General features: G+C 73.6%; 27 protein-coding genes. 15 read left to right on the forward strand and 12 right to left on the reverse strand.

What is annotated here, in order from left to right:
• Positions 1–80: 80 nt before the first annotated feature.
• Both ACFYOV_RS24230 and ACFYOV_RS24235 read left to right on the forward strand, forming a co-directional pair.
• Complete coding sequence (locus tag ACFYOV_RS24230; RefSeq protein WP_389090538.1) at positions 81–1,106, forward strand: glutathione S-transferase family protein; 1,026 nt, start codon at positions 81–83, stop codon at positions 1,104–1,106.
• Positions 1,107–1,172: 66 nt separating this feature from the next.
• Positions 1,173–1,478: a DUF4235 domain-containing protein gene (locus tag ACFYOV_RS24235; protein ID WP_389090539.1), complete on the forward strand. Its 306-nt coding sequence runs from the start codon at positions 1,173–1,175 to the stop codon at positions 1,476–1,478.
• A gap of 77 nt (positions 1,479–1,555) precedes the next feature.
• Here the strand turns inward: ACFYOV_RS24235 and ACFYOV_RS24240 are convergent, their stop codons facing one another.
• Positions 1,556–1,948, reverse strand: a complete 393-nt coding sequence (locus ACFYOV_RS24240) for a VOC family protein (protein WP_389090541.1) — start codon at positions 1,946–1,948, stop codon at positions 1,556–1,558.
• Positions 1,949–2,306: 358 nt separating this feature from the next.
• Between ACFYOV_RS24240 and ACFYOV_RS24245 the strand changes: the two genes are divergently transcribed.
• Entirely contained in the window at positions 2,307–3,338 is a 1,032-nt protein-coding gene (locus ACFYOV_RS24245) for a 7-epi-alpha-eudesmol synthase (protein ID WP_389090543.1), read from the forward strand.
• Between the two features lie 115 nt (positions 3,339–3,453).
• On the opposite strand, the gene ACFYOV_RS24250 is transcribed toward ACFYOV_RS24245, so the two are convergent.
• From ACFYOV_RS24250 to ACFYOV_RS24275, 6 genes are all read right to left on the reverse strand, one after another.
• The gene (locus ACFYOV_RS24250; RefSeq protein WP_389090544.1) at positions 3,454–4,704 is read right to left on the reverse strand and encodes a cytochrome P450; all 1,251 of its coding nucleotides are present in this window, start codon (positions 4,702–4,704) and stop codon (positions 3,454–3,456) included.
• The gene (locus ACFYOV_RS24255) at positions 4,701–5,306 is read right to left on the reverse strand and encodes an ATP/GTP-binding protein (protein WP_389090546.1); all 606 of its coding nucleotides are present in this window, start codon (positions 5,304–5,306) and stop codon (positions 4,701–4,703) included. Before ACFYOV_RS24255 ends, ACFYOV_RS24250 begins: the two co-directional genes overlap by 4 nt.
• Complete coding sequence (locus tag ACFYOV_RS24260; protein ID WP_389090547.1) at positions 5,287–5,658, reverse strand: DUF742 domain-containing protein; 372 nt, start codon at positions 5,656–5,658, stop codon at positions 5,287–5,289. The genes ACFYOV_RS24255 and ACFYOV_RS24260 overlap by 20 nt, the downstream gene beginning before the upstream one ends.
• On the reverse strand, positions 5,655–6,065 hold the full coding sequence (locus tag ACFYOV_RS24265; protein WP_389090548.1) for a roadblock/LC7 domain-containing protein: 411 nt from the start codon (positions 6,063–6,065) through the stop codon (positions 5,655–5,657). Before ACFYOV_RS24265 ends, ACFYOV_RS24260 begins: the two co-directional genes overlap by 4 nt.
• Complete coding sequence (locus tag ACFYOV_RS24270) at positions 6,062–7,786, reverse strand: ATP-binding protein (protein ID WP_389090550.1); 1,725 nt, start codon at positions 7,784–7,786, stop codon at positions 6,062–6,064. Before ACFYOV_RS24270 ends, ACFYOV_RS24265 begins: the two co-directional genes overlap by 4 nt.
• A gap of 178 nt (positions 7,787–7,964) precedes the next feature.
• Positions 7,965–9,125 (reverse strand): GlxA family transcriptional regulator, encoded by a 1,161-nt coding sequence (locus ACFYOV_RS24275; RefSeq protein ID WP_389090551.1) that lies wholly within the window; start codon positions 9,123–9,125, stop codon positions 7,965–7,967.
• Positions 9,126–9,195: 70 nt separating this feature from the next.
• Between ACFYOV_RS24275 and ACFYOV_RS24280 the strand changes: the two genes are divergently transcribed.
• The 4 genes from ACFYOV_RS24280 to ACFYOV_RS24295 all read left to right on the forward strand — a co-directional run bounded on the left by ACFYOV_RS24280 (position 9,196) and on the right by ACFYOV_RS24295 (position 12,152).
• A complete protein-coding gene (locus tag ACFYOV_RS24280; protein ID WP_389090552.1) occupies positions 9,196–10,146 on the forward strand; it encodes an NADP-dependent oxidoreductase in 951 nt (316 codons plus the stop codon).
• Between the two features lie 191 nt (positions 10,147–10,337).
• On the forward strand, positions 10,338–10,715 hold the full coding sequence (locus tag ACFYOV_RS24285; protein WP_389090553.1) for an anti-sigma factor antagonist: 378 nt from the start codon (positions 10,338–10,340) through the stop codon (positions 10,713–10,715).
• A 140-nt stretch (positions 10,716–10,855) separates the two neighbouring features.
• Positions 10,856–11,518, forward strand: coding sequence for a DUF4230 domain-containing protein (locus ACFYOV_RS24290; protein ID WP_389090555.1), 663 nt, complete (start codon positions 10,856–10,858; stop codon positions 11,516–11,518).
• Between the two features lie 85 nt (positions 11,519–11,603).
• Entirely contained in the window at positions 11,604–12,152 is a 549-nt protein-coding gene (locus ACFYOV_RS24295) for a VanZ family protein (RefSeq protein WP_389090557.1), read from the forward strand.
• A 106-nt stretch (positions 12,153–12,258) separates the two neighbouring features.
• Here the strand turns inward: ACFYOV_RS24295 and ACFYOV_RS24300 are convergent, their stop codons facing one another.
• The gene (locus ACFYOV_RS24300; protein ID WP_389090560.1) at positions 12,259–12,504 is read right to left on the reverse strand and encodes a hypothetical protein; all 246 of its coding nucleotides are present in this window, start codon (positions 12,502–12,504) and stop codon (positions 12,259–12,261) included.
• A gap of 76 nt (positions 12,505–12,580) precedes the next feature.
• A complete protein-coding gene (locus ACFYOV_RS24305; protein ID WP_389090561.1) occupies positions 12,581–13,393 on the reverse strand; it encodes an SDR family oxidoreductase in 813 nt (270 codons plus the stop codon).
• Positions 13,394–13,518: 125 nt separating this feature from the next.
• On the opposite strand from ACFYOV_RS24305, the gene ACFYOV_RS24310 reads away from it, so the two are divergent.
• From ACFYOV_RS24310 to ACFYOV_RS24325, 4 genes are all read left to right on the forward strand, one after another.
• A complete protein-coding gene (locus ACFYOV_RS24310; protein ID WP_389090564.1) occupies positions 13,519–14,559 on the forward strand; it encodes a PHP domain-containing protein in 1,041 nt (346 codons plus the stop codon).
• Between the two features lie 42 nt (positions 14,560–14,601).
• Positions 14,602–15,258 carry an HAD family hydrolase gene (locus ACFYOV_RS24315; protein WP_389090566.1) on the forward strand — a complete coding sequence of 219 codons (657 nt, stop codon included), beginning with the start codon at positions 14,602–14,604 and terminating at the stop codon, positions 15,256–15,258.
• Positions 15,259–15,288: 30 nt separating this feature from the next.
• Positions 15,289–16,500 (forward strand): aromatic acid exporter family protein, encoded by a 1,212-nt coding sequence (locus ACFYOV_RS24320; RefSeq protein ID WP_389090569.1) that lies wholly within the window; start codon positions 15,289–15,291, stop codon positions 16,498–16,500.
• A 429-nt stretch (positions 16,501–16,929) separates the two neighbouring features.
• Positions 16,930–17,961: an SDR family oxidoreductase gene (locus ACFYOV_RS24325; RefSeq protein ID WP_389090571.1), complete on the forward strand. Its 1,032-nt coding sequence runs from the start codon at positions 16,930–16,932 to the stop codon at positions 17,959–17,961.
• A 113-nt stretch (positions 17,962–18,074) separates the two neighbouring features.
• Here ACFYOV_RS24325 and ACFYOV_RS24330 read toward each other — a convergent pair whose 3' ends face one another.
• Both ACFYOV_RS24330 and ACFYOV_RS24335 read right to left on the reverse strand, forming a co-directional pair.
• A complete protein-coding gene (locus tag ACFYOV_RS24330) occupies positions 18,075–18,425 on the reverse strand; it encodes a hypothetical protein (RefSeq protein WP_389090574.1) in 351 nt (116 codons plus the stop codon).
• A gap of 59 nt (positions 18,426–18,484) precedes the next feature.
• The gene (locus tag ACFYOV_RS24335; RefSeq protein WP_389090576.1) at positions 18,485–19,774 is read right to left on the reverse strand and encodes an ROK family protein; all 1,290 of its coding nucleotides are present in this window, start codon (positions 19,772–19,774) and stop codon (positions 18,485–18,487) included.
• 307 nt (positions 19,775–20,081) lie between these two features.
• Here ACFYOV_RS24335 and ACFYOV_RS24340 point away from each other — a divergent pair, with 307 nt between their 5' ends.
• From ACFYOV_RS24340 to ACFYOV_RS24355, 4 genes are all read left to right on the forward strand, one after another.
• Positions 20,082–20,573 carry an FBP domain-containing protein gene (locus tag ACFYOV_RS24340; protein ID WP_389090579.1) on the forward strand — a complete coding sequence of 164 codons (492 nt, stop codon included), beginning with the start codon at positions 20,082–20,084 and terminating at the stop codon, positions 20,571–20,573.
• Between the two features lie 523 nt (positions 20,574–21,096).
• Positions 21,097–22,350 (forward strand): aromatic acid exporter family protein, encoded by a 1,254-nt coding sequence (locus ACFYOV_RS24345; RefSeq protein WP_389090581.1) that lies wholly within the window; start codon positions 21,097–21,099, stop codon positions 22,348–22,350.
• Positions 22,351–22,442: 92 nt separating this feature from the next.
• The gene (locus tag ACFYOV_RS24350) at positions 22,443–23,498 is read left to right on the forward strand and encodes a hypothetical protein (protein WP_389090583.1); all 1,056 of its coding nucleotides are present in this window, start codon (positions 22,443–22,445) and stop codon (positions 23,496–23,498) included.
• Positions 23,499–23,592: 94 nt separating this feature from the next.
• Entirely contained in the window at positions 23,593–24,789 is a 1,197-nt protein-coding gene (locus ACFYOV_RS24355) for a lactonase family protein (RefSeq protein ID WP_389090585.1), read from the forward strand.
• Here ACFYOV_RS24355 and ACFYOV_RS24360 read toward each other — a convergent pair.
• A complete protein-coding gene (locus ACFYOV_RS24360) occupies positions 24,757–25,485 on the reverse strand; it encodes a DUF2470 domain-containing protein (protein ID WP_389090587.1) in 729 nt (242 codons plus the stop codon). The genes ACFYOV_RS24355 and ACFYOV_RS24360 overlap by 33 nt on opposite strands.
• Positions 25,486–25,488 lie beyond the last annotated feature (3 nt).

Genomic DNA, 25,488 nt, shown 5'->3' on the forward strand with positions numbered 1-25,488 from the left:
GGCCTAGGTCACACCGTGCCGTTCGCGGAAAACGGGGAACGCGGAGACAGGGACATCCGCACCACCAGGAGGAGGGCACCATGAGCCGCGAGGAGCCGGGCGCCGGCAACAGTGCCTACGGGAGGAAGGCGTTCAAGCGCTCCAGGGCCCATTTCACGGATCGGATCACCGCCGACGGCAGGGACGGCCGGCGGGTGGAGGCGGGGCGCTACCGGCTCGTGGTCAGCCGTGCGTGCCCGTGGGCGAGCCGGTCGCTGGTCTCCCGCCGGCTGCTCGGCCTGGAGGACGCGTTGAGCCTGGCCGTGGTGGACCCGATCCAGGACGACCGCAGCTGGCGCTTCACCCTCGATCCGGACGGCCGTGATCCGGTCCTCGGCATCCGCTACCTGAGCGAGGCGTACGACCGGCGCGAGACCGGCTACCCGGGTGGGGTGAGTGTGCCCGCGATCGTGGACGTCCGCAGCGGGCAGCTGGTCACCAACGACTACCAGCAGATCACCCTCGATCTCGCCACCGAGTGGACCGCGCTGCACCGGGACGGCGCCCCCGACCTGTATCCCAAGGAGCGGCGGGACGAGATCGACCAGGTGATGGCGGATGTCTTCGACGACGTGAACAACGGCGTGTACCGGGCGGGCTTCGCCACCGGTCAGGAGGAGTACGAGGCCGCGTGCACGGACGTGTTCCGGCGGCTGGAGCTGCTGGCCGGGCGGCTGGAGGGACAGCGGTACCTGGTCGGTGACACGATCACCGAGGCGGACATCCGGCTGTTCACCACTCTGGTGCGGTTCGACGCGGTGTACCACGGCCACTTCAAGTGCAACCGGTGGAAGCTGACGGAGAACCGGGTGCTGTGGGCGTACGCACGCGATCTGTACCAGACGCCCGGCTTCGGCGACACGGTCGACTTCGACCACATCAAACGGCACTACTACCAGGTGCACACCGGTATCAATCCGTCCGGCATCGTCCCCCTCGGCCCGGACCCTTCCGGCTGGCTGACACCCCATCACCGCGACGAGCTGGGCGGCCGTCCGTTCGGCGACGGCACCCCGCCCGGTCCGGTCCGTCCGCAGGAGGAGATCCCGGCGGCCGGCCGCCCCTGAGCCCGACGGGAGCCACCCGTCCCGGCGACCACCGACCCGGCAAAGCACACCACGGAGGAGAAACACGTGGCCAAGAGGAAGACCAAGAAGAAGCTGCCCCTGGCGTACAAGCCGATCGGCTTCGCCCTCGGCTGGACCAGCGGCACCGTGGCGGGGCTCGCCTTCCAGAAGGTCTGGAAGGTCATCCGCCACGAGGACGACGCGCCCGACGCGCTTGACAGGGACCGCCGTTGGGGAGAGATCCTGCTGGCCGCGGCGATCCAGGGCGCCATCTTCGCGGTGGTGCGCAGCGCCGTGGACCGCGCGGGCGCCAAGGCCATCGAGCGCTCCACCGGCACCTGGCCGGCCCCCGACAAGGGCGGCCGGGACTGAGCACACCGCACACCGCGCGCCCCTGCCGGGCCCCGTCACCGCTCACGGGGCCGGGCAGGGGCGCGTTGTATACGTCCTCACCCCTGCTTAGGTGCCGTGGGCACCACGCGGCGCAGGGTGAAGGAGTGGCCGGCCGGGTCGGCGTAGCCGCGCTCCTCCAGCGGGCCGCCGGCCTCGGCCGCCTCCATCGGACGGCCTCCGAGGCTCACGATCCGGCGTTCCACGGCGTCCAGGTCGTCCACCATGAACTCCAGGTGCGCCTGGAGGGAGTTCTCCGGGCGGGGCCAGCTCGGCGGGGTGGCGTTGACGTCCCGGCGCAGGGCCAGCCGGAAGCCTTCGCCGACTCGGACCTCCACCCGGTTGGCCGCCGCGTCGACGTCCTCCGTCTCGAGCAACTCCTTGTAGAACTGGGCTAGTTTCTCGGGCTCGGCACAGTCGAGCACCACGACGCCCGTATGCACCAATGGCATGGGTCCTCCGCAGGGTTCGGGGCGCGGGGCGCGCTGCCCCGCCCTGTACCTGTCGGATATCCCGGCCCGGCGGTTTCAGTCGGCGGCCGACGGCCGCGGACCCCTTCCCGGCCCTCGCGCTGCCCGAACGTGGCGTCGCCGTGGGGCCGGTGAGAGTGTACGCAGCTCAAGTGGCGTGTGCAGTAACGGAGATCACGACGAAGCGGCGGCGTAGATCATTTACGCTCAGGGCAGCCTCGTATCGCTTCCCGGTTCAACTTCCGGGCCGGGCAGTGCAGTTCGAGTGTGCGGGCGGGATTGGGACCGTCCGTTCGCAGGGGCGGGGGACTCTGCGTTCCGTCACCCCGAAAGGAAGCGCATGCCTCAGGACGTCCGGTTCGACCTCCCCTTCGACACCCCCGTCAGCGAACATCTGGAGTACGCCCGGGAGCGCCACCTGCGCTGGGTGCGTGAGACGGGCCTGGTGCGCAGCCGGGCCGGGTTCGAGGAGTACACGTCCTGGGACCTCCCCCAGGCCGCCGCCCGGACCTACCCGCACGCCTCGGCGGAGGACATGGTGGTCCTCATGAACTGGTTCTCCCTGGCCTTTCTCTTCGACGACCAGTTCGACGCCGGCCGGCCCGACCGTGCCGACCGGATAGCCGAGGTGGCACGGGAGCTGATCGTGACGCCATTGCGGCCGGCGGGGAGCGTTCCCCGGGTGGTCTGCCCCATCACGCTGGCCTGGGCGCAGGTCTGGGACCGCCTCTCGGATGGCATGTCCCTGACCTGGCAGACTCGGTTCGCGGCCTCCTGGGGGCGCTTCCTGGTCGCGCACTGCGAGGAGGTCGACCTGGCGGCGAGGGGCCTGGCCGGAAACCTCGGGCTGAAGGAGTACGCCGCGTTCCGGCGCCGTACCGTCGGCATCCACCACAGCATCGACGCGGGCGAGCGAAGCCGGGGCTTCGAGGTGCCGCCGCAGGTGATGGCCCACCCGGTGATGGAGCGGATGCGCGATCTGGCCGCGGACACCATCGGCTTCATGAACGACATCCACTCCTTCGAGCGCGAGCGGCGTCGCGGTGACGGGCACAACATGATCGCCGTGCTGCGCCGGGAGCGGGGCTGCTCCTGGGAGGAGGCCGCGGCCGAGGCGTACGACATGACGACCGCCTGCCTGGACGAGTACCTGCGACTCGAGGCGCGGGTCCCGCGGATGTGCGACGAGCTGGATCTCGACGCGGACGCGCGGGAGCGGGTGGGCATGGGCGTGGACGCCATCCGGCACTGGATCAACGGCAACTACGAGTGGGCGCTGACCACCGGCCGGTACGCGGCGGCGAAGGAGGGCCCGGTGGCCACGGCGGAACGGGCGGGACGGGGCTCGGTCGACGACCTGCTCACCGTGTGAGGCCACGGTGCCGCCCGTCCGGCCGTGCGGCCGGGCGGCCGGGCGGCACCACGGGCCGGTTCGCCTCGCCCCACCCGCTCCGCGAGGGGTGCCACGAGCCGTCCGGCAGGATCCGTCAGACGCCGAACTCCACCGGCAGACGGTCCAGTCGTGACTCCCACGTCGAGGCCGTCGAGGTGAGTTCCTCCGGCGGCACCGCGAGACGCAGGCCCGGCAGACGGTGCAGCAGCACGTCCACGGCGATCTCGATGACGGCGAGCCCGATGCTCTGCCCCGGGCACTCGTGCGGGCCCGCGCTGAACGCGAGGTGGGACTGGTTGCCCTGGACTGACGCACCGGCGTCCGGACGGATCTCGGGGTCCACGTTACCGGCCGCGAGGCCGAGCACCAGCAGGTCGCCCTCCTGGACCCGGTGACCGCCCAGTTCCAGGTCGCTGGTGGCGAACCGGCCCGGCATCACGGCCAGCGGCGGGCTGTTCCACATCACCTCCTCCACGACCGCCGAGATGTTCAGCTGGCCGCTGATCAGCCCGGAGAGCCGGGTGGTGTCGGTGAGGACGAGCTCGAGCACACGGGCGAGCAGATTGCTGGTGGTGGTGTGCCCGGCGATCAGCACCAGTCGCAGATGGCTGACGACCTCGTCCTCGTCGAGCGCGGCGTGGTGCTCCAGCAGGGCCGTGGTGAGGTCGCCGCCGGGCTCGGACCGCTTGCGGGCGACGAGTTCGCCGAGGATCCGGTGGATGCGGGCATCGTGCGTCAGGGCGTCCTCGCCGCCCTTGAGCACCTGGGCGCAGGACTCGACCAGGGCCCGTCCCTCCGCCTCGGGCAGCCCCAGGACCCGGGTCAGGACCAGCATCGGCAGGTACTCGGCGTAGTCGGTCACCAGGTCGGCGCGTCCGGCGTCGGCGAAGGCGTCGATCTGCTTGTGGGCGAAGTGGGTGGCATGCCTGCGGATGCCGCGGACGGCCGCCTCCTGGAGGCCGTCGGTGACCGCCCCGCGGAGCCTGCGGTGCGGTTCGCCGTCCTGGGAGACGCAGTCGGGGCGCCAGCCGACCATCGGGATCAGCGGCGAGCTGTCCTCGACGCGGCCCTCGCGCCAGTCCCGCCAGGTCCGCGCGTCCCGGGTGAACTGGCGGGGGTTGTCGAGCACCCGCCGGTTGTCCCGGTAGCCCAGTACCAGCCAGGCGGGTACGTCGCCCTCCAGGAGGACCGGTGCCACCGGGCCGTGCTCCTTGCGCAGCCGTTCGTGGATGGCGGCCGGATCGGTCGCCGCCTCCGGTCCGTAGAGCCGGACCGGCTCCGCGCCGTGGTGCGCGACGGGGCAGCCGCGGGGCGCCTCGGGGGCATTGTCGGTCGGGGTGTTCATCGAGGCTCCACGGCGAGGGCCGAGCGTTCCTTCAGGTGGTGGATCAGGGCCACGAGCACGTCCCGGCTGGCCGCCCGGTCCCGGGCGTCGAAGGACACCATCGGGATGTGCGCGGGGATGTCCAGGGCGTCGCGGATCTCCTCCTCGGGGTAGTCCTTGGAGTCGGGGAAGACGTTGAGGGCGATGACGAACGGCACGTTCTGCCGCTCCATCTCCTCGATCGCGCGGAAGCTGGAGGCCAGCCGCCGGGTGTCCACCAGGACCACCGCGCCGAGCGCGCCCTTGAACAGGCCGTTCCACAGGAACCAGAACCGTTCCTGGCCGGGCGTGCCGAACAGGTACAGCACCAGGCTGTCGTTGAGGCCGATCTTGCCGAAGTCCAGGCTGACGGTGGTCTGCGTCTTGTCGGTGACCCCGATGAGGTGGTCGACGTCGGCGCTGGCCTGGGTCAGGGTCTCCTCGGTGGTGAGCGGCTTGATGTCGCTGACCGAACGGACCATCGTGGTCTTCCCGGTGCCGAAGCCGCCGGCGATCATCACCTTCACCGAGCGGGTGTCCCCGGCAGCCTGCCGACCGGGTTGGTCAAAGCCTTTGAAGTCCACTGAGTACCTCCTCAAGGAGCGCGAGGTCGGGCCCGCGGCCGGCGCCGTGCGCCGGGATGGGGTCACGGGCTTCGACACGGCCTGCGTCCAACAGGTCCGACAGCAGCACCGCGAGAATGTTGAACGGCAATCCGAGGTGGGCGCCGAGTTCGGCGACCGAGAGCGGATCACGGCAGCGCCGGATGATCTCCTCGTGCTCGTGCTGCATGCCCGGGACGGGCCCCGAGCGGGAGACGATGAGGGTCGCCACGTCGAGGCTCGACGCCGAACCGCCCGGCCCGCTGCGCCCTCCGGTGAGGACGTAGTAGCGCTCGAGACCGGACGGGTCCGTCGGTCGGCGGGGAGCACTCATCCAGAGTGCTCCTCCAGGCGCGGAGTGGTGCCCAGGAGCTCGCCCATCCTGCGGGCCAGGTCCCTCATCTGGTGTCCGAGCAGGCCCTGGTCGAGGCCCTCGCGGGCGAGGACGCCGAGATAGGTCTCCACGCCCGCGCGGACCACGAAGAGATGGCCGCCGTCGACCTCGATCATCGCCAGCCGCAGTTGTCCCGCGTAGCTGGGGAACTGCTCGGCGACCGGCTGGGCCAGCGCCTGCAGGCCGGCCACCACGGCCGCGAAGCGGTCCACGTCGTCGGGGTCTTCGGCGCCGTAGGAGGTGATGGCCTTGCCGTCGCTGGAGGCCACGAGGGCGAAACGGATCTCCTGGATGCTCTCCACGAGATCACGGAGCGCCCAGCTCACGTCGGTTCCCTGTTGCGTCATGGGGTCTGGTCGCTCTCCTCGGTGCGGTGCTCGGCGGACTCGCGTCCTGGGGGGGTGCCGCGGACGTCGGCCGGTTCGCTCGCCTCGCCGGTGCCGCGTCCGGCGGTGGCGAAGGCGGCGAGTCCGGCGAAGGACGCGTCCGGGGGTACGACGGCGACGGTGGCGCGTTCACCGGGTTCGGTGTGCTCGCCGGCGTCGGCGGTCCGGCCGGTGGGACGCGGCCGGTCCTCGGCGGACCGCCTGCTGCGGCGGCGGGGCAGCCCGCCGGGGGTGGTGTCCATCGACCCGGCCGGCGCGTCCGGGGCGGGGCTTCCCGCGCGCTCCGGGACGGACGGCACGGCGGGCGCCTCCGGCGCCGGGGCGGACGCGGCGGCGACGCTCGTGGGCAGCGGGCTGAAGTAGGTGTGCGGCACCACGACGACGACGGAGGTGCCGAGCCACGGCGAGTCCGCGAAGGTGACGCGGATGCCATAGCGGCGGGCGAGGGTGCCGACCACGCGGAGGCCGATGTTGGCGTCCTCGGTGATGCCGCCGATGCCCGCTCCGGGCGCGGTGCCCGCGAGGGCGTGCTCGGCCTCGCGCTTCTTCTCCTCGCTGAGTCCCTTGCCGGAGTCCTGGATCTCGATGCCGACGCCGTTCGGGACCTCCTTGCCGGAGACGACGACGGGTTCGCTGGGCGGCGAGTAGCGGGCCGCGTTGTCCAGGAGGTGGGCGAAGATCAGCGTGAGATGGTCCACCAGGCCGCCGTCGACGCCGAGTTCGGGCAGGTGGCGCAATTGGACGCGGTGGAAGTCCTTGATCCGGCCGATGCCGCCGCGCACCACGCTCAGCAGCCGCTGCGGCTCCTGCCACTGCCGGCCGGGCCGGTCCGTGCCGCCGAGCACGCCGATGCTCGCGGCGAGGCAGTCGGCGGGGCCGATCTCCTGGTCGAGTTCCATCAGACCCCGGGCGACGGCCGGCAGCCGGCCGTGCTCCCCCTGCAACTCGTGCAGCCGGCCGCGGAGTTTGCTGGTCAGTACGTGGATGCGGTTGCCTATGCTGATGACGGCCTGTTCCGCCGAGGTGGAGCGGTTGAACTCCTCCTCCAGGGCGATCAGGGCGGTGCGCAGCACCTTGCGCAGTTCGGTCTGGAGCTCCGCGCCGACCTCGGCGTCGGGGTCGACGACCGGCAGCAGGTCGTCGATGGCGTCGCCGGCGCGCAGCCGCTCGATGGCTCCCGGAAGCCGCTCCTCGGCGAGCCGGGTCACCGCGGCCAGCTGGCGCTCGACCTGTTTCCGCCACGCCTGCGTCCGCTCGGCCAGCGTCTCCTCGTAGGCCCTCGCTCGATCGGCGAACCGGGCCTCGTGGGCCGCGCTCTGCTCCGCGAGCCGGTGCTCGTACGCGGCGCCCTGCTCGGCGAGCCGGTTCTCCTGGGCCGCGCGCTCGGCGGCGAACTTCCTCTCCAGGCCGGCCACGTGCTGCTGCCACTGCTGGGTCGTCTCGGCCTGCGAGGCGCGGAACGCGCCCTCCGTCCGCCGCAGCCGGGCCCGGCAGCCGAGCAGCAGCCGTACGCAGGCGGCACCGGCCGCCGTCGCGGCGGCACCGGCGACGGCCACCGTGATGCGCTCCGTACTCATGAACGTGGCGGCGACCGTTCCGCCGCCCAGGCCGAGCGGCATGAGCCACCAGCCGTACCAGGCGACAGGGGGCCGCGCCGCCGGTGGCGGAGTGGCGAGTTCCATCGGCATCCTTCGAGGCAAACGATCGAACAGGGGGTGTGGATGGGGGACCGCACTCATGAGTACTACGCACCGCGCGCCGAGCATCGCTATTGCGTCAACTCGCAGCGCCGACAGGGAGCTTATCGGTTGCCGACCTGAAAAGATCAAGTTGGGAAGGCTGCCGGAAGTGAGGGTTCCGTCACGCGCCGGGGAAGGGCCGGGGGTCGGCGGGTCCGCCCGCCGACCGTGCGGCCGGCGGCTGCGTGCGCCGCTCTTCCCGGTGTGCCGCGCGGAACGTGCGCCGGTACGTCTGGGGTGACACGCCGATCGCGGCGTGCAGGTGCCGGCGCAGGGAGGCACCGGTCGCGAAGCCGACCCGGCCCGCAATCTGATCGACCGTCAGGTCACTGGCCTCCAGCAGGTGACGCGCCCTGGCCACCCGCTGCTGGATCAGCCAGCGCCCGGGGCTCAGGCCGACCTCGTCGTGGAAGCGGCGGGCGAAGGTGCGCAGACTCATCCGCGCGTGGGCCGCGAGGTCGGCCAGCGTCAGCGGTTCGCCGAGGCGCCCCAGGGCCCAGGCGCGGGTGGCCGCCGTGCCGGCGGCACCCTCCTCGGGGACCGGCTGCTCGATGTACTGGGCCTGCCCGCCGTCCCTGAACGGCGGCACCACACAGCGCCGGGCGACGGCGTTGGCCAGCCGGCTGCCGTGGTCCTTGCGCACCAGGTGCAGGCAGACGTCCAGGCCCGAGGCCGCTCCGGCGGAGGTCAGGATCCGGTCCTCGTCGACGAAGAGCACGTTCGGGTCGAGCTCCACGTGCGGGAACATGCGCCGGAAGAGCCCGGCGAGCTGCCAGTGCGTGGTCGCCCGTCGCCCGTCGAGCAGACCGGCCGCGGCGAGCACGAAGGCTCCGGTGCAGATGGAGACGATGCGCGCGTCGGCGGGGATCAGCGCGAGGGCCGCCGTGAGGTCGTCCGGCAGTCGACCGGTCACCCGGGCGGGGGAGACTGGCGGGATCACGACCGTGTCCGCCGTGGCGAGTACGTCCGGACCGTGGTCGGTGGTAATGCCGAAGTCGGCGTTGCTGCGCACCGGCAGGCCGTCGACGGTGCAGGTCAGCACCTCGTACCTGCCGTCGGCCGCGCCCAGGACACGGGCGGGGATGCCCAGTTCGAAGGGGTAGACGCCGTCCAGGGCGAGCACCACGACCCGTTCCGCGCGCCGCGTGCTCTCCGGGCGCTCACCGCGCCACGCACCGTACAGGCGCTCACCGCACCACGCGCTGTCCGGGCGCGCGGCGCGCCCCGGGCGTCGGCTGTCCCCCGCGGGGCCCGTCTCCGTCTCCGTCTCCGCCTCCGGCATGGCATGATCGTATCGAAAGGTGGCGATCGTGCCACTTTCCCGGGCGGGGCCGCCCCGGCAGGCTGGCCCCATGAGCACTGACATCACCATGCGCGCCATCAGCCAGGACGTCCTCGGCGGTCCCGAGGTCCTGAAGGAGGTGACGGTGCCGCGCCCGTCGCCGCGGCCCAACGAGGTACTGGTCCGGGTGCGGGCCGCCGGAGTCAACCCCACCGACTGGAAGCACCGCGAGATGGGTGGTTTCCTCGGTGAGCCGCCCTTCGTACTCGGCTGGGACGTCTCCGGCGTCGTCGAGGAGACCGGAATCGGTGTCGCCCACTTCCGGCCGGGCGACGAGGTGTTCGGCATGCTGCCCTACCCGTTCGGCCACGGTTCGCACGCCGAGTACGTCATCGCCCCGGTGCGCGCCCTGGCCCCGAAGCCGGCCGGGATCGATCACGTCCGGGCCGGCGCCCTGCCGCTGGTCTCGCTGACCGCCTGGCAGGCCCTGGTGGAGCACGCGGACCTCCGCGCGGGTCAGAGGGTGCTGGTCCACGCGGCAGCCGGCGGGGTCGGGCACGTGGCGGTGCAGATCGCCAAGGCGCGCGACGCCCATGTGATCGGTACGGCGAGCGCGGGCAAGCACGACTTCCTCCGCGGCATCGGCGTGGACGAGCCGGTCGACTACCGGGAGACCGACTTCGCCGAGGCGGTGAAGGACGTCGACGTGGTGCTGGACACCATCGGCGGCGACCACGCGCTGCGCTCCCTGCGGGTGCTGCGGCCGGGCGGGGTGGTGGTCTCGATCCTTCCCGTGGGCACGGACGAGTTCTACGAGGAGGCCGAGCGGCTCGGGGTCCGGGCGGTGCGGATGCTGGTGGACGCCGACCACACCGGCATGCAGGAGATCGCGGCGCTGGCGGCGTCGGGCGCGCTGCGCGCCACGATCGCCGGGACCTTCCCGCTGGCGGACGCCGCCGAGGCCCACCGGCGGGGCGGGACCGGCCGGACCACGGGGAAGCTGGTGCTGCTCGTCGACTGAGCGTCACCGCCGTACCCAGGGTTTCGTGCGTGTGACGCGTGCGTACTTCCGGGTAACTCGGCCACAATTCGAAGACATATGTCAATCGAACATGCTCAAATTCAGTCGTCCGAGGGTAACTTGCAGGGCGGGGACCGGCGTTGGGACCGGTCCCCGCCCCTCGTACGGAGCAGGCTGGAGGCGATGGCGTCGTGCGGCAGGAACCTGCACCGTTGACCCGGCATCTGCGTGTCCATCAGGACCGGGGTCACACGGTGCTGGAGTTCCGCGGTGAGATCGACATCGCCGCGGCCGCCGAGATCGCCCCGCACCTGGACGCGGTGACGGCCCGGCCGGACACCCCGGTCGTGATCGACCTGACGCCGGTGGAGTTCTTCGACTGCTCCGGACTGCGCCTGCTGTACCGGGCCCGGCACCGGATCCCCGACCCGGGCCGGCTGCACCTGGTGTGCGCCCATCGGCTGACCCTGCGCATGCTGCGCGTCACCGGCCTGTCGCGCCTGCTGCCGCCGTATCCGTCCCTGGACGCGGCCCTGACCCGGACCGGGGCGGCGACCGGACGGCAGTGAGCGGCGCCGCTCGCACCCACGGCTGCCCGGCGTGCGCCCCCGCGTGCTCCCGCCGGCGCCGTCCGGACCCCAACCCGCTTGCCTGACACGGGGAGTGAGGGGCATCCGGACAGCAGGAGGCAGGAAGGAGGGCCGTCGCCGTGACGACTCCCATCAGGCGCGCGTCCGGGCGCGTACCGGGCTGGGCGAAGGTGCTGGGCGTGGTGGTGCTGCTGCTCATCGTGCTGTTCGCCGGTCTCCGGCTGACCGTGCTGCCGGGTCTGAAGGACGTGTTCGGCACCGAGACCCGCGACCGCTCCGGTCCCGCGCTACTGGAGTCCGTCCGGGACATCAGCCGCTACGAGGCCGCCACCGGCACGTTCCAGGTGGTGGTGGACCTGGAGAAGGACGCGAAGTTCCTGCCGGACGCGGTGCGCGGCAGCCGCACGCTGTACGTCGGCTCGGGCACCGTCGACGCCTACGTCGACCTCGGCACGGTCGACGGGGACGACGTGAAGGTGAACGACGATCGGACGTCCGCCACTCTGCGGCTCCCCCACGCGCGCCTGGGCACACCGGCGCTCGACCCCGAGCGCTCGTACGCCGTCTCCAAGCAGCGTGGTCTGCTGGACCGGATCGGCGACCTGTTCTCGGACAACCCCAACAGCGAACAGGCCGTGCAGAGGCTGGCGGCGCGACACATGGGCGACGCCGCGGAGGAGAGCGAGCTGACCGCCCGGGCGGAGACCAACACCACGCGGATGCTCCAAGGGCTGCTGCGCTCGCTGGGGTTCGAGCACGTGCGCGTCACCTACGGCGGCTGATCGCCGCCGGGAACCGGCCGGCGTGTCCCTGCCGCTGAGGGGTAACCGGCTTACCACGCAAAGACGTTGACGACCGGAGGACCGAATGTCCCGCGCCGCCCCACGTCCGCGCACGATGTCGCGACGGCGACCCGCCCCGCCCCGCGAGGACCCCGCCCGGACCGGTGGGCGGCGTCCGCTCCCCCTGCCGCTGCGGCTGCTGGCAATGTTGTGCGCGTTCACGTTCATGGTGGTGTTCGCGGTGGTCCTGGCGCGGCTCACGCTCCAGCCCTCCCCCGCCTCGGAGGCGCTGACGCACACCAACCTGCGGCCGGGCCGCTCGCTGAGCGCCTACCTGGACCAGCCCGCGCTGCGCGACGCCGTGCGCCAGATCGGCGGCAACATCCTGCTGGGGGTGCCCTTCGGGGTCCTCGCGCCGGTGGTCGCCCCGCGCACCCGGGGATTCCTGCGCGTACTGCTGCTGACCGCGGTCGTGATGCTGCTGGTGGAGTTCGCGCAGGGGGCTCTCATCACCGGGCGCGCCTTCGACATCGACGACGTCATCCTGAACACCGGTGGGGCGCTGATCGGTTACCTGCTGCTGGGACGGCGGATGAGCCGTGCCGTGCACGCACGCGGCGAGCGCCGCGCCTGACCGGCCACCGGCACGCGGCGGCACGTCCCGGCATCCCGCCCACGGGGGGCGGTACGTCCCGGCGTACCCACCCCGTGGCGGGCCGCCGTCCCCGAAAGGGGGACCGTCACCGACGACGGTGGACGGTCCAGGTGAACTTGTCGCCGCCCACCCAGCGGACCACGTCGGGATCGTCCAGGTCGTGGACCGTGATCCCGAAGGCGGCGGCAGCCTGGAGCACATCGGTGACCGCCTTGGCCTCTCCGACCACCTGTCCGTCGATCTCCACGATCCGGAACGGCGGCTTCCCGGGCTGCACCCCGAGCACCATGATCCGGGGGTGGGCGATGTACGGGCTCTCGCTTTCGGTCATGCATCGAGGGTAGAGCGCAAAGCGCGCGAACGCGGCATATCCACCCATCGCCGCAACGACCGGCGGACGCGCGGTCTCAGGGCCGCCGCCAGTCGTCGCTCGTCAGGTGCGAGCCGGCCTGCGGGCCCATCCGGAGCATGCCGCCGTCCACGGTCCAGGACGCACCCGTGACGTAGGAGGCGTCCGGTCCGGCGAGGAAGGCGATGACCGCGGCCACCTCGCGGGCGTCCCCCGGCCGGCCGAGCGGGACCCCGGGGCGGCTCTCGGTGTGCGGGTCGGTGTCCTCCTGACCGGTCATCGGCGTGCTGATCTCGCCGGGGGCCACCGCGTTGACGGTGATGCCGTGCTCGGCGAGTTCCAGCGCCATCACCTGGGTGAGGAGCCCGAGGCCGCCCTTGGCCGCGCAGTAGGGCGCGGCGCCCACCCTGGGCTGGTGCTCGTGCACGGAGGTGACGTTGACGATGCGGCCGCCGTCGCCCTGCCGGATCATGTGCCGCGCCGCCCTCTGCCCGCACAGGAACGGGCCGACCAGGTCGACGTCAAGGACCTCCCGGACCGTGTCGAGCCCCAGGTCCAGGAAGGGTGTCATGGTGCCCGTACCCGCGTTGTTGACCAGCATGTCGAGGCGGCCGAGCCGCTCGCACAGCTCGTCGACCGTGTCCGCGGCCTCCGGCAGCCGGGTGAGGTCCATGTGGGCCACCTCGGCCCGCCGGCCGAGCGCGCGGACCTCCTCGGCCGTCTCCTCGGCGCCCTCCCGGTCGCTGTGCCAGGTGATGCCGACGTCCAGGCCGGCACGGGCCAGGCGTACGGCGGTGGCCCGGCCGATGCCGGAATCGGCGCCGGTGACCACGGCGGCCTTGCTGCTGCGGGGGGCGGTGGGTGCGGACATGCGGGCCTCCTGATCGGCGCCGGACGGAACGACGCTTCGCAGTACCCGGGCGCGTACCGGGCAAACCGTGCGTTCCGCCGTGCGGCCGTACGTGGCCTGGGGAACTCTGGAGCCAGGAGGTGGCGATGGACCCCGTCGAGGCGTTGGACCGGATCGCCTTTCTGCTGGAGCGCTCCCTGGCGCCGACCTACCGGGTGCGCGCCTTCCGCACCGCGGCCCGGGTGCTGTCGCGGCTGGGCGAGGACACGGTGCGCGAGCGGGCGGCGGCCGGGTCGCTGGAGTCGCTGAAGGGGGTCGGCCCGAAGACCGCGCAGGTGGTGCGGGAGGCACTGGCCGGCGAGGTGCCCGGCTATCTGGAGAAACTGGAGGGCGAGGCGGCGCGGGAGCCGCGCGGCCGGGGCGGGGAGCGGCTGCGGGCGCTGCTGCGCGGGGACTGCCATCTGCACTCCGACTGGTCGGACGGCGGCAGCCCCATCGAGGAGATGGGCCGCACCGCGGCGGAACTCGGGCACGAGTGGGCGGCCCTGACCGATCACTCTCCACGGCTCACCGTGGCGCGCGGGCTCTCCGCCGAACGGCTGCGCGAGCAGTTGGAGGTGGTGGCGGAGCTGAACGAGACCTGGGCGCCCTTCCGGCTGCTGACCGGCATCGAGTGCGACATCCTCGAGGACGGCTCCCTCGACCAGGAGGAGGAACTGCTGGAGAAGCTGGACGTGGTGGTGGTGTCCGTGCACTCCAAGCTGCGCATGGACGCCCGGTCGATGACCCGCCGCATGGTGGCCGCCGTGCGCAACCCGCACTCCGACGTCCTCGGGCACTGCACCGGACGGCTGGTGACCGGTCGGGGGCGGCCGGAGTCGGAGTTCGACGCCGACGAGGTGTTCGCGGCGTGCGCGGAGACCGGCACGGCCCTGGAGATCAACAGCCGGCCCGAGCGGCTCGACCCGCCGCGGCGGCTGCTGCGCCGGGCGGTGGAGGCCGGCGTGCTGTTCTCGGTGGACACCGACGCGCACGCACCCGGCCAGCTGGACTGGCAGATCCTCGGCTGCGCGCGGGCCGAGGAGTGCGGCGTGCCGCCGGAGCGGGTGGTGACCACCTGGACCTTGGAGGAACTGCTGGGCTGGACCGGGCAGCGCGAGGTGCCGTCCGGAGTGCGCGGAGGCTGAGGTGGTACCCCCGCGGCGAAGCGGGAGAGGAAGGGACTGCGCATGGAACGGGCGGCCGTGTTCGACGTCGACGGCACTCTGGTCGACACCAACCACTTGCATGTGACGACCTGGTGGGAGGCGTTCCGGCAGGCGGGCCACCGGGTGCCGACGCACGCCGTCCACCGGGCCGTGGGCCTGGCCTCCTCGGACCTGGTCGCGCACCTGCTGGGCGACGAGGCGGCCTCGGAGCTCGGCGAGCAGCTCGGCGCCGCGCACAAGGCGTTGTACGGGCAGTACTTCGGCCGGTTGCCCGCGCTGCCGGACGCGGGACGCCTGCTGAGGCGGCTGCACGCGGACGGCTGGAAGGTGGTGCTCGCCACCTCGGCGAGCGGTGCGGAACTGAGCGCGCTGCGCCGGGCGATCGACGCGGACGAGGCGATCACCGCCACCGCCAGTGCCGATGACGTCGAGGCGGGCAAGCCCGCGGCGGAGCCGGTCGAGCACGCCCTCGAACTCGCCGGGGTGCCGAGCGAGCGGGCGGTGTTCGTCGGGGACACGGTGTGGGACATGCGGGCGGGTACCCGCGCCGGGGTGCGCTGCGTGGCCCTGCTGTGCGGCGGCATCCCCCGCGGCGACCTGGAGGAGGCGGGCGCGGAGGCCGTCTACGACGACCCGGCGCACCTGCTGACGTCGCTGGCGGACAGTCCCCTGGCATGAGGCCCGGGCCCACCGGGATACCCGCAGCGCATGACGTGTGTGAGCGAAGACGTGGGGCAGCGGCGTGCCGCCGGGCGGGCGACGGTGTCACGGCTGGCGGACGCCGTACGGCGGGACGTCGGGGCCGCCGGGCGGGCGGCGCGGGCGGCCTGGCGGGCGCCCGGCCGGGAGCGGGACCTCGTCGTCCAGTCGCTGAAGGCGGCCGCGGCGGCCCTGCTCGCCTGGCTGGTGGCGCGTGTCTGGCTGGGTGACCCGATGGCCCTCATGGCGCCCTGGGTGGCGCTGGTGCTGGTGCAGGCCACGGTCTACAGCTCGCTGGTGCAGGGCACCCGGCAGTTCGCGGCGATCTGTGTCGGGGCGCTCGTCGCCTCGGGGGCACAGGCGGTCACCGACGACACGACGGGCGCGCTCGCGCTGTGCCTGCCGGTGCTGATGCTGCTGTCGAACTGGCCGCGCTTCGGCGACCAGGGCATCCACGCCGCCACCACGGCGGTCTTCACGGTCGCCTCGGGGACGGTGAGCGCGGCGGCGGTGGGGCACCGGCTGGGGCAGGCGGCGCTCGGCGCGGTCATCGGCGTCGCCGTCAACGCACTCGTGCTGCCGCCGATCCATCTGCGGGACGTCCGGGAGAACCTGGCGGCGCTCGCCCGGGAGGCGGGTGACGTGCTGCACGCCGTCGCCGGGGACCTGCGGGAGGGCGAGTGGGACGCCCAGACCACCGCGGACCGGCTCGCCGCCTCGGCACGCTTGCGGGTCCGGCTGGACGCGCTGCGCTCGGCCCGTGGCTGGAGCCGGGAGAGCCTGCGCCTGACCTCGGGTGCGCTGCGCGCCCTGCACCGGGCGCCGACCGAGGCCGTGCCCCCGGAGGACGAGGACCAGCGGCTGGCCCATGTCACCGGGCACGTCGCGGCGCTGACCCGCACGCTGGCGGTCGCCGCCGACGAGGACCGCACCCCCGCCCCGCCGGACCCCGTGGCGCTGCGCCGCTACGGGCAGTTGCTCGGGCTGATCGGGGACACCTGCCACGCACAGGCCCACCGCCTGAAGGAGGGCGGTCCGGCCGCCTCGGCCCGCCCCGACGGCCGGGCCGAGGCGGCGATGCGGGAACTGCACCGGGAATTGCGGTTTGGGCTGCGCGAGCACGCCGGACGGGACACGGGACGCACCGCCGTCCTGGGCACGCTGCTGCTCCAGGCCGAGAACCTGTGGGCCGACCTCCTTCCGGACGCTCGGGGCACGTGAGTCACCTCACCCCAGGAGAACCCCACGGGTGGAACACCGGCCGATGGTTGTCCGTTGAACCACACGTGGGTGCGGACGGGACAGTGTCTCCGGGCCTCACTTCCTGCACCCACCGGGACGATCGTTCGGCTGAAACCCGGTGGAGCCTTTCGCCGAGCGGCGACCGCCGTGCGCACACCCCGACCGCCCCGGCCGTGATTCCCCCGTCACGGTCGGGGCTCCTCTCTGCCCGCGTACCGGGACGGTCCGGACCTGCCTCCCGGACGGCCCCGTCACGGGCGCGACGGTGGCCGCCTCCTGCCCGGGTCCACCCTCGCCCCACGGACCCCGCGCCGAACGACGACCGTTTCGGCGCGTCGCCGGGGTGCGGTGCCCGGAGCCGGGTACTCGGTCGGCTCCGCGGATGCGTGCGGCCGAGAGGAGCGGATGGTGAGCAGTGCAGCGGGCAAGAGGGTCGTCGTCACGGGTGCCACCGGCAACGTCGGTACCAGCGTGGTGCGGGTGCTCTCCGAGGAGGCGGAGGTGGGGTCCGTACTGGGCCTGGCCCGGCGGATCCCCGAGTGGTCGCCGCCGAAGACGGAGTGGGCGGCGGTCGACGTGGCCTCCGAGCAGTCCGGCCTCGTGGAGAAGTTCCGGGGAGCCGACGCGGTGATCCATCTCGCGTGGGCCTTCCAGCCGACGCACGATCCGGCGACCACCTGGCGCACCAACGTGCTCGGAGGCATGCGGGTGTTCGACGCGGTGGCCGAGGCGGGGGTGCCGACGCTGGTGCACGCCTCGTCGGTCGGCGCGTACTCACCCGGCCCGAAGGACCGCGCCGTGGACGAGTCGTGGCCCACCCACGGCTGGCCGGACGCCGCGTACTGCCGCGAGAAGGCGTACCTGGAGCGGGCCCTGGACACCTTCGAGCGCGACCACCCGCGCACCCGGGTGGTCCGGATGCGCCCGGCGTTCCTCTTCAAGCGGGAGTCGGCGAGCGAGCAGCGCCGGATCTTCGGCGGCCGGTTCCTGCCGGGCCCGCTGGCCCGTCCGGACCTGCTGCCGTTCCTGCCGGAGGTCCCGGGGCTGCGGGTGCAGGCACTGCACACGGACGACGCGGCCGACGCCTACCGGCTGGCGGTGCTGTCCGCCGAGGCCCGGGGCGCCTACAACCTCGCGGCCGAACCGCCGGTCGACGCCGAACTGCTGGGCGAGATGCTCGGTACCCGCCGGGTCCGGCTGCCGCGCACCGCCGTGCGGTCGGCCGTCGCCGCGGCCTGGGGGCTGCATCTGCTCCCGGCCTCCCCCCACCTGTTCGACGCGGTGCTGAGGCTGCCCCTGATGGACTGCACACGCGCGCGGGTGGAACTCGGGTGGCGGCCGGTGCGCACGGCGACGGAGGTCGTGGAGGAGTTCCTCCAGGGCATGCAGCAGGGCGCGGGTGCGGATACGGCGCCCTTGAAGGGACGCAAGGTCGGCTGAGCCGACGCGACGGCCGGGCCGGTCGCCGGGCCGGTGCTCGGCGGAACGACCGGACCGTTCGCGCCGGGCGGGTCCCTCCCCTGCCGGGGTACTGCTACGCGCTGCCGGTCCTGCTACGCGGAGGGCTCGTCCGGCACCGGCTGCTCGGGGTTGCCGGACGCGGAGTGCGGTGCGCCCTGCCGGCCCGTGCCGGCCTCGTCGGTGTCGGGGACGTCGGAGGCGGCCTCACCGGAGCCGGCATCGTCGCCGGTGGTCCGCTCGGACCGGGCGGGTTCGGTGGACGCGGCGGGTCGCTCCGCATCCGTGTCGCCGTCCCGGCCCTCGCCCCCCTGCCTGCTCTGGCTCTCCGCCGCCGCGGGGGCCACCTCCCAGGGGTCCTCACCGGCGCCGGCCTGCTGGTCGGGCAGGTCCCGCGGGATGCCCGCGCCGTTCTCGCCCGGTCCTTCGAGGCGGTGGTCGGTCACGGCGTTCTCCCTTCCGTGTACGAGGTCCACGCGAGTACCCCGCCCCGGTGCGCGAAACCTCAGCCCGGGGCCCGCTCCGCGAGCGCTGTGCGCCATGCGGGCGGCGGGGGCGCGGGATCCGGTTCGGGGCGGCGTCCGCCGCGCGCGAAGAACTCGGCGAGCGGCAGGATCGCGGCGCCGACGGTCACCGCGTCGGGTCCGAGGCGGCCCAGTTCGATCGTCACCTTCCCGGCCGGGTGGCGCAGCGCGTACGACAGGGCGTACCGGCGTACGGCGGGCAGGAAACGGGAGCCGAGCTGGAGACCGGCCCAGCCGCCCATGAGGATGCGCTCGGGCTGGAAGAGGTTGATCAGGTCGGACAGGCCCGCTCCCAGGTACTCGGCGGTCTCCTCGAGGACCGCGAGCGCGACCCGGTCGGCCGGGGTGGCGTCGGCCGGGTAGGCGGCGGCGAGCATGGCGGTCAGCGCCGTCTCCTCGTCGGTGCCCTCGGGCACCCGGCCGCCCTCCTCGCCCCACCGGGCGAGGAGCGACTCGGCGCCCGCGTACGCCTCGAGGCAGCCGAGCGCGCCGCAGCGGCAGCGGCGGCCCCGCACCCGTACGGTCAGATGGCCCCACTCGACCGCCCGGCCGTGCTCGACCTCGGGGGTGACCAGGCAGGCGCCGACCCCGGAACCGAAGAGGACGACGAGCGCGTTGCGGGCGCCGCGTCCGGCGCCGAACCACATCTCGGCCTGACCGAGGGTCCTGGCGCCGTTGTCGATGAGGTAGGGCACGGTGCCGGGCAGGGGGGAGCCGGCGCGCACCAACGCCTCGAGCGGGACCGCGTCCCAGCCGATGGTCTGCCCGTGCACGACGGCGCCCCGGTCGGGGGTGCGCTCGACGATGCCGGGCACACCGATGCCCACGCCGAGCAGCCGCTCGGGGGCGGGGTCCGCGCCGGCGAGCACCTCGGCGATGCCGGAACGGATGTGGTCGACGATGACGTCGACCTCGTAGCGCTGTTGCTCCAGCGGGCGCTCGGCGCGGGCCAGCTCGGTGAGGGTGAGGTCGAACAGCTCGACGCGGACCCGGGTCTCGCCGACGTCGACGCCGATCATGTGGCCGCTGGCCGGCGTCACCCGCAGCAGGGTGCGGGGGCGGCCGCCGTCGGAGTCGACGCTGCCCGCCTCCTCGACCAGGCCGTCGGCGACGAGGTCGGCGACGACATTGCTCACCGAGCCGGAGCTGAGCCCGGTGGCCGGGCCGAGCTCGTAGCGGCTGAGGGGGCCGTCGAAGTAGAGCCGTTGCAGCACGGTGGTGCGGTTGGCCCGTCTCAGATCGCGTACCGTGCGCCCGTTGCGCCCCGCCATGTGAGTCCCTCCGCACCCTGCCCGACCTGGAACATACCTCCGCCGACCGACTTGGCGCGGCTTTCCTGCCCCCTTAGTTCAGGATGTGAACTAAGCACGGCCCGGCTCGGGTGCGCTCCAGCCCGCGGAACCCGACCGCCGACCCGGTTCGGCGCGCTCCCGGCCACGACGGCCGGCGCGCCGCAGCGGTGAGGGCGCGACGGTCCGGCCGCCGGAAAACCAATGGCTCCCCCCTCCACGGAGTCCCTACCCTGGGGCGAAAACCTAGACCCCCTAGGTTTCGTAGGAACACGCCAGGAGATCCCCCATGAGATCACTCACCGAGCAGGACATCCGCAGCTCCTTCGTCAACTGCTCGAAGGGTGAGGCCAAGCGCCTGTCCGTACCCCGCGATCTCGCCGAACGCCCTTGGGACGACCTGGACTTCCTCGGCTGGCGGGATCCCGGTGCCCCGGATCGCAGTTGTCTGGTGACCGAGCGGGACGACCGGCTCGTGGGCGTGGCCATGCGGTTCCAGCCGGCGCAGCGCGGCTTCCTGCACCGCAGCATGTGCTCACTGTGTCTGACGACCCATCCGCGCGGGGGCGTCTCCCTGATGACCGCGCGCAAGTCGGGCGCGGCCGGCCGCGAGGGCAACTCGGTCGGCGCCTACATGTGCACCGACCTGGCCTGCTCCCTCTACCTGCGCGGCAGGAAGGTCCCGGAGACGGGGGCGCGCTTCGAGGAGAGCCTCACGCTGGAGGAGCAGATCGCCCGCACCAAGGACAGTCTCTTCGGCTTCCTCGACAAGCTGCGCTGACCCCCGCACCGCCGGCGCGGCCGGACCCCGTGGTCCCGCGCGGGAGCGGTGGGTCGCCTCGCCGAGGCCGACCACCACGGCGTCGCGGGTCATCCGCGCCAGGGGACGCAGGTCGTGGGTGTCGCCGCCCGGTTCGACGGTGCGCAGCGGATGCAGGGCGCGGTCGAGGGCCGCGACGACGGCCGGCTCGGCGTCCGGAGCGGCGTCCGCCCTCGCGAGGACCGAGCCGGTGACCGCCGTGTCCGTCGCGGGGGCCGTGGCCCCGGCCGTCACCGTGCCGAGCGTGGTCGGCACGACGAGCGTGGTGAGGACGATGCGGGTGCGCTGTCTCATGCGCCGAGGCTTTCGTCACGCGTCCGCCGGGACCATCCGGTGGACCCCGTCCTCGGGTGCGGCGAACCACGCCGCGCCCCGGGCCTTTTTGCGGGCCGACGCGTGCGGGTGCGTCCGTGTTCGTCCCCCGGCCGACTACCGTCGTGGCCGGAAACGTTCGTCGCGCGCGGGGAAGGGGAACCGTCGGAGGATGCGAGAGGTACGTGAGTGGACGGCTTCGGCCATACGGTACGTCAAGCGGCGCCGGGACCCGGTGGTCGTGCAGACGGTGCGTTCGGCGGCGGCGGCGACCGTCGCCTACGTCATCGCGCTGCGGCTGAGCCCGGAGGCCGCCCCGCTCACCGCGCCGCTGACGGCCCTGCTCGTCGTCCAGGTGACCCTGTACTCCACCCTCACCACCGGCGTGCGCCGGGTGAACTCCGTGGTGGCCGGGGTGGTCGTGGCCATCGCCTTCAGCCTTCTGGTGGGTCTGACCTGGTGGAGCCTCGGGCTGCTGATCCTCGCGTCACTGGTCGTCGGCCATCTGGTGCGCGTGCACGAGTTCGTGCCCGAGGTGGCGATCAGCGCCATGCTGGTGCTCGGGGTGACCTCCGTCGGGGACACGGCGTGGGCCCGCATCCTGGAGACACTGATCGGCGCGGTCGTCGGGCTGGGTTTCAACCTGCTGCTGGCCCCGCCGGTGTGGGTGGAGGAGGCCGGGGAGTCCATCGAGGGACTGGCCCGCCGGGTGCGGCAGTTGATGCTGCGCGTCGGCGAGCAGGCCGCGGGCCGTACGCCGGCGCACCGCGCGGCGGCCCGGCTGCACGAGGCGCGCCGTCTCGACCACGACATCGTCGAGGTGGACGCGGCGCTGCGGCAGGCCGAGGACAGCCTGCGGCTCAACCCGCGCGTACGCGAGGGGCTGCTGCACCGGGTGGTGCTGCGCACGGGTCTGGACACGCTGGAGATCTGCACCGTCGTGCTGCGGGTGCTGGCGCGCACGCTCACCGACCTCGCCAAGGAGCGGGAGCCGGATCCGCTGTTCGAGCCCGAGACGGGCGCGACCCTCGAAGAGTTGCTGTCCGAGATCGCCGACGCCGTGGTCAGTTTCGCGGTGCTGGTGACCACCAGCGTCAGCGCGAGCGCCGAGTCGGCGGAGGAGCGGCTGGCCTCGGAGCTGCGGCAGGCCGCCGCCACCCGCGACAGGCTGGCCCGTCTCCTGCTGGACGGAGTGCGCCGGGACGCCCGCCAGTGGCAGTTGCACGGCGCGGTGCTGACCGAGGTCAACCGGATTCTCGACGAGATGGACACCGAGCACCGCTCGCACCGGCTGCTGGAGGAACTGGACCGGCACACGCGCGAGCAGCGCGAACGCCTGCCGCGGCTCACCGGGTTGCAGGAGCGGATGCGACTCCCCGCGCGGCTGCGCCGGAACCGCGGCACCGCCGCCCGTCGTTCTAGGTGACGGGAGCGGCGGGTGCCGCTCCCGCGAGGACGACGGCCGCGGGCGTGCACGCCCGCGCGGGCGACCGGGGCGAACACGAAGGGGGCGGGCCGATGACCGGTACCACTGTGCGGATCGACGGCAACACACTGCGGCTGCCGGGCGGAGTGGCGGTGCGGTTCATCCGCACCCTGCGCCTGCCGGAGACGGGCACGCACCCGCTGCCGCCCGGTCTCGGGGAGTTCCCCGTCCGGCGGGTCGAGGACTACGGCGACGCGGTGCCCGAGGCGTGGCGGGCACGCGGTGGTGTGATGCTGCCGGTGTACCTGCGCGAGGCCATGTGGCTGAGTTTCGCGGGCACCGGTGAGCCGGCCGCACTGCAGGTGGGTGTCGGCAAGGTCTGCGCGGTCTCCGGGCGGCCGTGGAGCGACCGGCTGGTACGGCGGCCGCAGAACTACGTCGTGCTGCCCCGTCAGCCGTGGCTGGACGGCATCAACTCCGGCGAGGGCACGGTCCGCCAGTTCGTGGCGGTGCCGCTGGGCCTGGGCGCGACCGTGGAGGGCCAGGTCACCGGCGAGGAGGCGTGGGGCGGCGTCCAGTTGCAGACCTTCCCGCTGAACGACCGGGAGCTGGCCCGCTGGCGCGCGGAGCAGGAGCGGCAGCGGGCCGCGCGGGCGCGCTCGGCCCCCGTCGGCGGCTTCGGGCCGGCGGCTCCCATGGCGGCACCGCCCGCGCCGGGCGCGGCCCCGGCGTACGGCGCGGCCCCCGCCGCGGCGCCGCGGGCCGCCGCGGCCATGGGTCTCGGTGTCGGGGGCTCCATGCGGCAGGAGGTCTACCGGGACGACCGGCCGCTGTCCGACTGGTCCGGGCGGCCCGCCGGACGGGTGTTCGTGCATCTGGTGACCCCGCCGGAGTGGCGGCGCATCACGGGCGAGCCGGCACCGCCGTCGCCGGTGGACCGGGCCGCCTACACCGCGGCCGGGCTGCCCTGGTTCGACTACTACGACGAGGACGCTCGGGACCTCGCCCCGGCGGACGCGCTGGAGGGGGTGAAACCGGTCGGCAACTGGCTCGGCGACGACCACGAGCCCTGGCAGGCCCCCTCGTCCCATCAGGTCACGCCCCTCGGCGACGCCCCGGGCCGGCCGGTCGGCGACGGCGACTGGTAGCCGCGCCCGCGGGCGGGGGTCCGCTTGCACCCGGTGGGTGCCCGGCGCCAAGGTGGCTGTGGCGACCGGGACGAGCGAGGGCCGAGGTGCGTGGATGGGCAGGGGCGACTGGAGCAGGCGCCGATTCGTCGGCGCCCTCGCCGGGACGGCCGCCGCGGCCGTCCTCCCGGGATGCGGCGGCACTTCGCCGCCCGCCGCGTCGCGGTCCCCGGCGTCCCCCGGGACGGGCACGGGCGAGCCGGGCACGAGCCGCCCGCCGTCCGGGCCGCGCCCCCTCTACCTGGGCACGTACACCTCTGCCGAGGGCGGCGGCAAGGGCATCGGGCTGGCCGCGTACGACCCGGCGACGGGGCGGATCACCGGCACCGGCACGCTCACCGGCGTCCCCGACCCGTCGTATCTCGCGGTCCATCCCGACGGCCGGACACTGTACGCGGTGAACGAACGCGAGGACGGTGCCGTGACCGCCGTCCGGCTGTCCGACCGCAAGATCCTGGGCAGGCGGAGCAGCGGCGGGGCGGCCCCGTGCCATCTGTCGGTGCATCCGGGCGGACGCTGGCTGCTGAGCGCCCACCACGGCACGGGCAATGTGGCCGTGCACCCGATCGCTGCTTCGGGCGCGCTCGGGGAGCGCACCGATCTGGTCACGCACTCCAGCCCGCCGCCCGGTCCCGGGCAACAGGGCCCGCACGCCCACCAGTTCGTCACCGCTCCGGACGGGCGCCATCTGCTCGCCGTGGACCTGGGCACGGACACCGTGTACACCTACCGGCTCGACGAGCGCGCCGGCAGGCTCACCGAGGTGGCGCGGGCACGCGCCCGGCCCGGCGCCGGACCGCGCCACCTGACCTTCCATCCCGGGGGCCGGTACGTCTACGTCGCCAACGAGGTCGACAACACGGTTTCGGTGGGCGCGTACGACCCGGCCTCGGGGCGGCTGGAGATCGGGCCGGGCCGGTCCACGGGGTCGGGTCCGGGGACCAACTACCCGGCGCAGGTCCTGGTGACGGGCAACGGCAGGTTCGCCTATCTCGCCAACCGTGGTCACGACAGTCTCACGCGCTACGCCGTGGAGGCGGACGGGGCCCGGCTGCGGCTGCTGGACACCGTGCCGGTGGGTGGTGAGTTCCCGCGGCAGATCGCCTTCTCCCCCGACGGCGCGCTGCTGTTCGCGGCGAACCAGCGGTCCGGCACGGTCAGTGTGTTCCGCGTGGACGAGGACAGTGGTGAACTGCGCCGCGCGGGCGAGCCGTTCGCCTCACCGGTCGCCGTCTGCGCGCTGCCGCTGTAGGGCCCGGGGGCAGGTGGCGGCGCTCGCCTGGGAGAGCAGGACGTGCATGCGTTCGGTGAGCTGGGCGGGGTCGTCGGCGGGCGCGTGGAACGGCAGGCGGACGTCGCCGCCCGCGCGGGCGCGTTCGATGCGCAGCGTCAGCCCGTGCCGGTCGACGGCGAGCGGCTGGACGCGGACCGCGCCGTGCAGGCTCACCGGGTCGACCAGACGGGTGAGCCGTTCGACCGCGTCGGCGTGACAGTCGGCGAGGTGGGTCAGCAGCCGGGCCTCGGCGGTGGCCAGCGGGTCCGGCGCGGCCGTGGCGAACTCGTCCAGGTCGACGACCACGGCGCCGGAGCGCTGCCGCAGCACCACGCGCGTGGCCCGGAAGGCGAGACGGCCGTCCTGCACGGAGCACCAGCCGGCCAGCCACAACCGGGCGCGGATCCTGTCGCGCACCGGGACGGGCGCCACGTCGGCGAACTCCAGCACGGCGGACGGCTCCCCGCGGGGCGCGCAGACAGCGGTGGCGAGCAGGGCACTGTCCTCGGGCACCCGCAGCAGCATCCGCCCGTCGTCGGACACGGCGTGCGCGCCGACGAACTCCTCCCGGCCGCCCTCCGCGGTCACCGTGCAGGACCATGCGGCGGCGAGCACCGACCGGGCCCGCTGCGCCGCGGTGGGTGCGGCCGTCCAGCCGTGCGTGTCATCACCCATCCT

Source organism: Streptomyces sp. NPDC005931, from assembly GCF_042871235.1.
GTDB lineage: Bacteria > Actinomycetota > Actinomycetes > Streptomycetales > Streptomycetaceae > Streptomyces.

Excerpts from the sequence above, each read along its gene's own strand:
- ACFYOV_RS24230 (WP_389090538.1), top strand. The coding sequence starts at position 81 with ATGAGCCGCGAGGAGCCGGGCGCCGGCAACAGTGCCTACGGGAGGAAG.
- ACFYOV_RS24240 (WP_389090541.1), bottom strand. The coding sequence starts at position 1,948 with ATGCCATTGGTGCATACGGGCGTCGTGGTGCTCGACTGTGCCGAGCCC.
- ACFYOV_RS24245 (WP_389090543.1), top strand. The coding sequence starts at position 2,307 with ATGCCTCAGGACGTCCGGTTCGACCTCCCCTTCGACACCCCCGTCAGC.
- ACFYOV_RS24250 (WP_389090544.1), bottom strand. The coding sequence starts at position 4,704 with ATGAACACCCCGACCGACAATGCCCCCGAGGCGCCCCGCGGCTGCCCC.
- ACFYOV_RS24260 (WP_389090547.1), bottom strand. The coding sequence starts at position 5,658 with ATGAGTGCTCCCCGCCGACCGACGGACCCGTCCGGTCTCGAGCGCTAC.
- ACFYOV_RS24265 (WP_389090548.1), bottom strand. The coding sequence starts at position 6,065 with ATGACGCAACAGGGAACCGACGTGAGCTGGGCGCTCCGTGATCTCGTG.
- ACFYOV_RS24270 (WP_389090550.1), bottom strand. The coding sequence starts at position 7,786 with ATGGAACTCGCCACTCCGCCACCGGCGGCGCGGCCCCCTGTCGCCTGG.
- ACFYOV_RS24275 (WP_389090551.1), bottom strand. The coding sequence starts at position 9,125 with ATGCCGGAGGCGGAGACGGAGACGGAGACGGGCCCCGCGGGGGACAGC.
- ACFYOV_RS24280 (WP_389090552.1), top strand. The coding sequence starts at position 9,196 with ATGAGCACTGACATCACCATGCGCGCCATCAGCCAGGACGTCCTCGGC.
- ACFYOV_RS24295 (WP_389090557.1), top strand. The coding sequence starts at position 11,604 with ATGTCCCGCGCCGCCCCACGTCCGCGCACGATGTCGCGACGGCGACCC.
- ACFYOV_RS24300 (WP_389090560.1), bottom strand. The coding sequence starts at position 12,504 with ATGACCGAAAGCGAGAGCCCGTACATCGCCCACCCCCGGATCATGGTG.
- ACFYOV_RS24305 (WP_389090561.1), bottom strand. The coding sequence starts at position 13,393 with ATGTCCGCACCCACCGCCCCCCGCAGCAGCAAGGCCGCCGTGGTCACC.
- ACFYOV_RS24310 (WP_389090564.1), top strand. The coding sequence starts at position 13,519 with ATGGACCCCGTCGAGGCGTTGGACCGGATCGCCTTTCTGCTGGAGCGC.
- ACFYOV_RS24315 (WP_389090566.1), top strand. The coding sequence starts at position 14,602 with ATGGAACGGGCGGCCGTGTTCGACGTCGACGGCACTCTGGTCGACACC.
- ACFYOV_RS24320 (WP_389090569.1), top strand. The coding sequence starts at position 15,289 with ATGACGTGTGTGAGCGAAGACGTGGGGCAGCGGCGTGCCGCCGGGCGG.
- ACFYOV_RS24335 (WP_389090576.1), bottom strand. The coding sequence starts at position 19,774 with ATGGCGGGGCGCAACGGGCGCACGGTACGCGATCTGAGACGGGCCAAC.
- ACFYOV_RS24340 (WP_389090579.1), top strand. The coding sequence starts at position 20,082 with ATGAGATCACTCACCGAGCAGGACATCCGCAGCTCCTTCGTCAACTGC.
- ACFYOV_RS24345 (WP_389090581.1), top strand. The coding sequence starts at position 21,097 with ATGCGAGAGGTACGTGAGTGGACGGCTTCGGCCATACGGTACGTCAAG.
- ACFYOV_RS24350 (WP_389090583.1), top strand. The coding sequence starts at position 22,443 with ATGACCGGTACCACTGTGCGGATCGACGGCAACACACTGCGGCTGCCG.
- ACFYOV_RS24355 (WP_389090585.1), top strand. The coding sequence starts at position 23,593 with ATGGGCAGGGGCGACTGGAGCAGGCGCCGATTCGTCGGCGCCCTCGCC.
- ACFYOV_RS24360 (WP_389090587.1), bottom strand. The coding sequence starts at position 25,485 with ATGGGTGATGACACGCACGGCTGGACGGCCGCACCCACCGCGGCGCAG.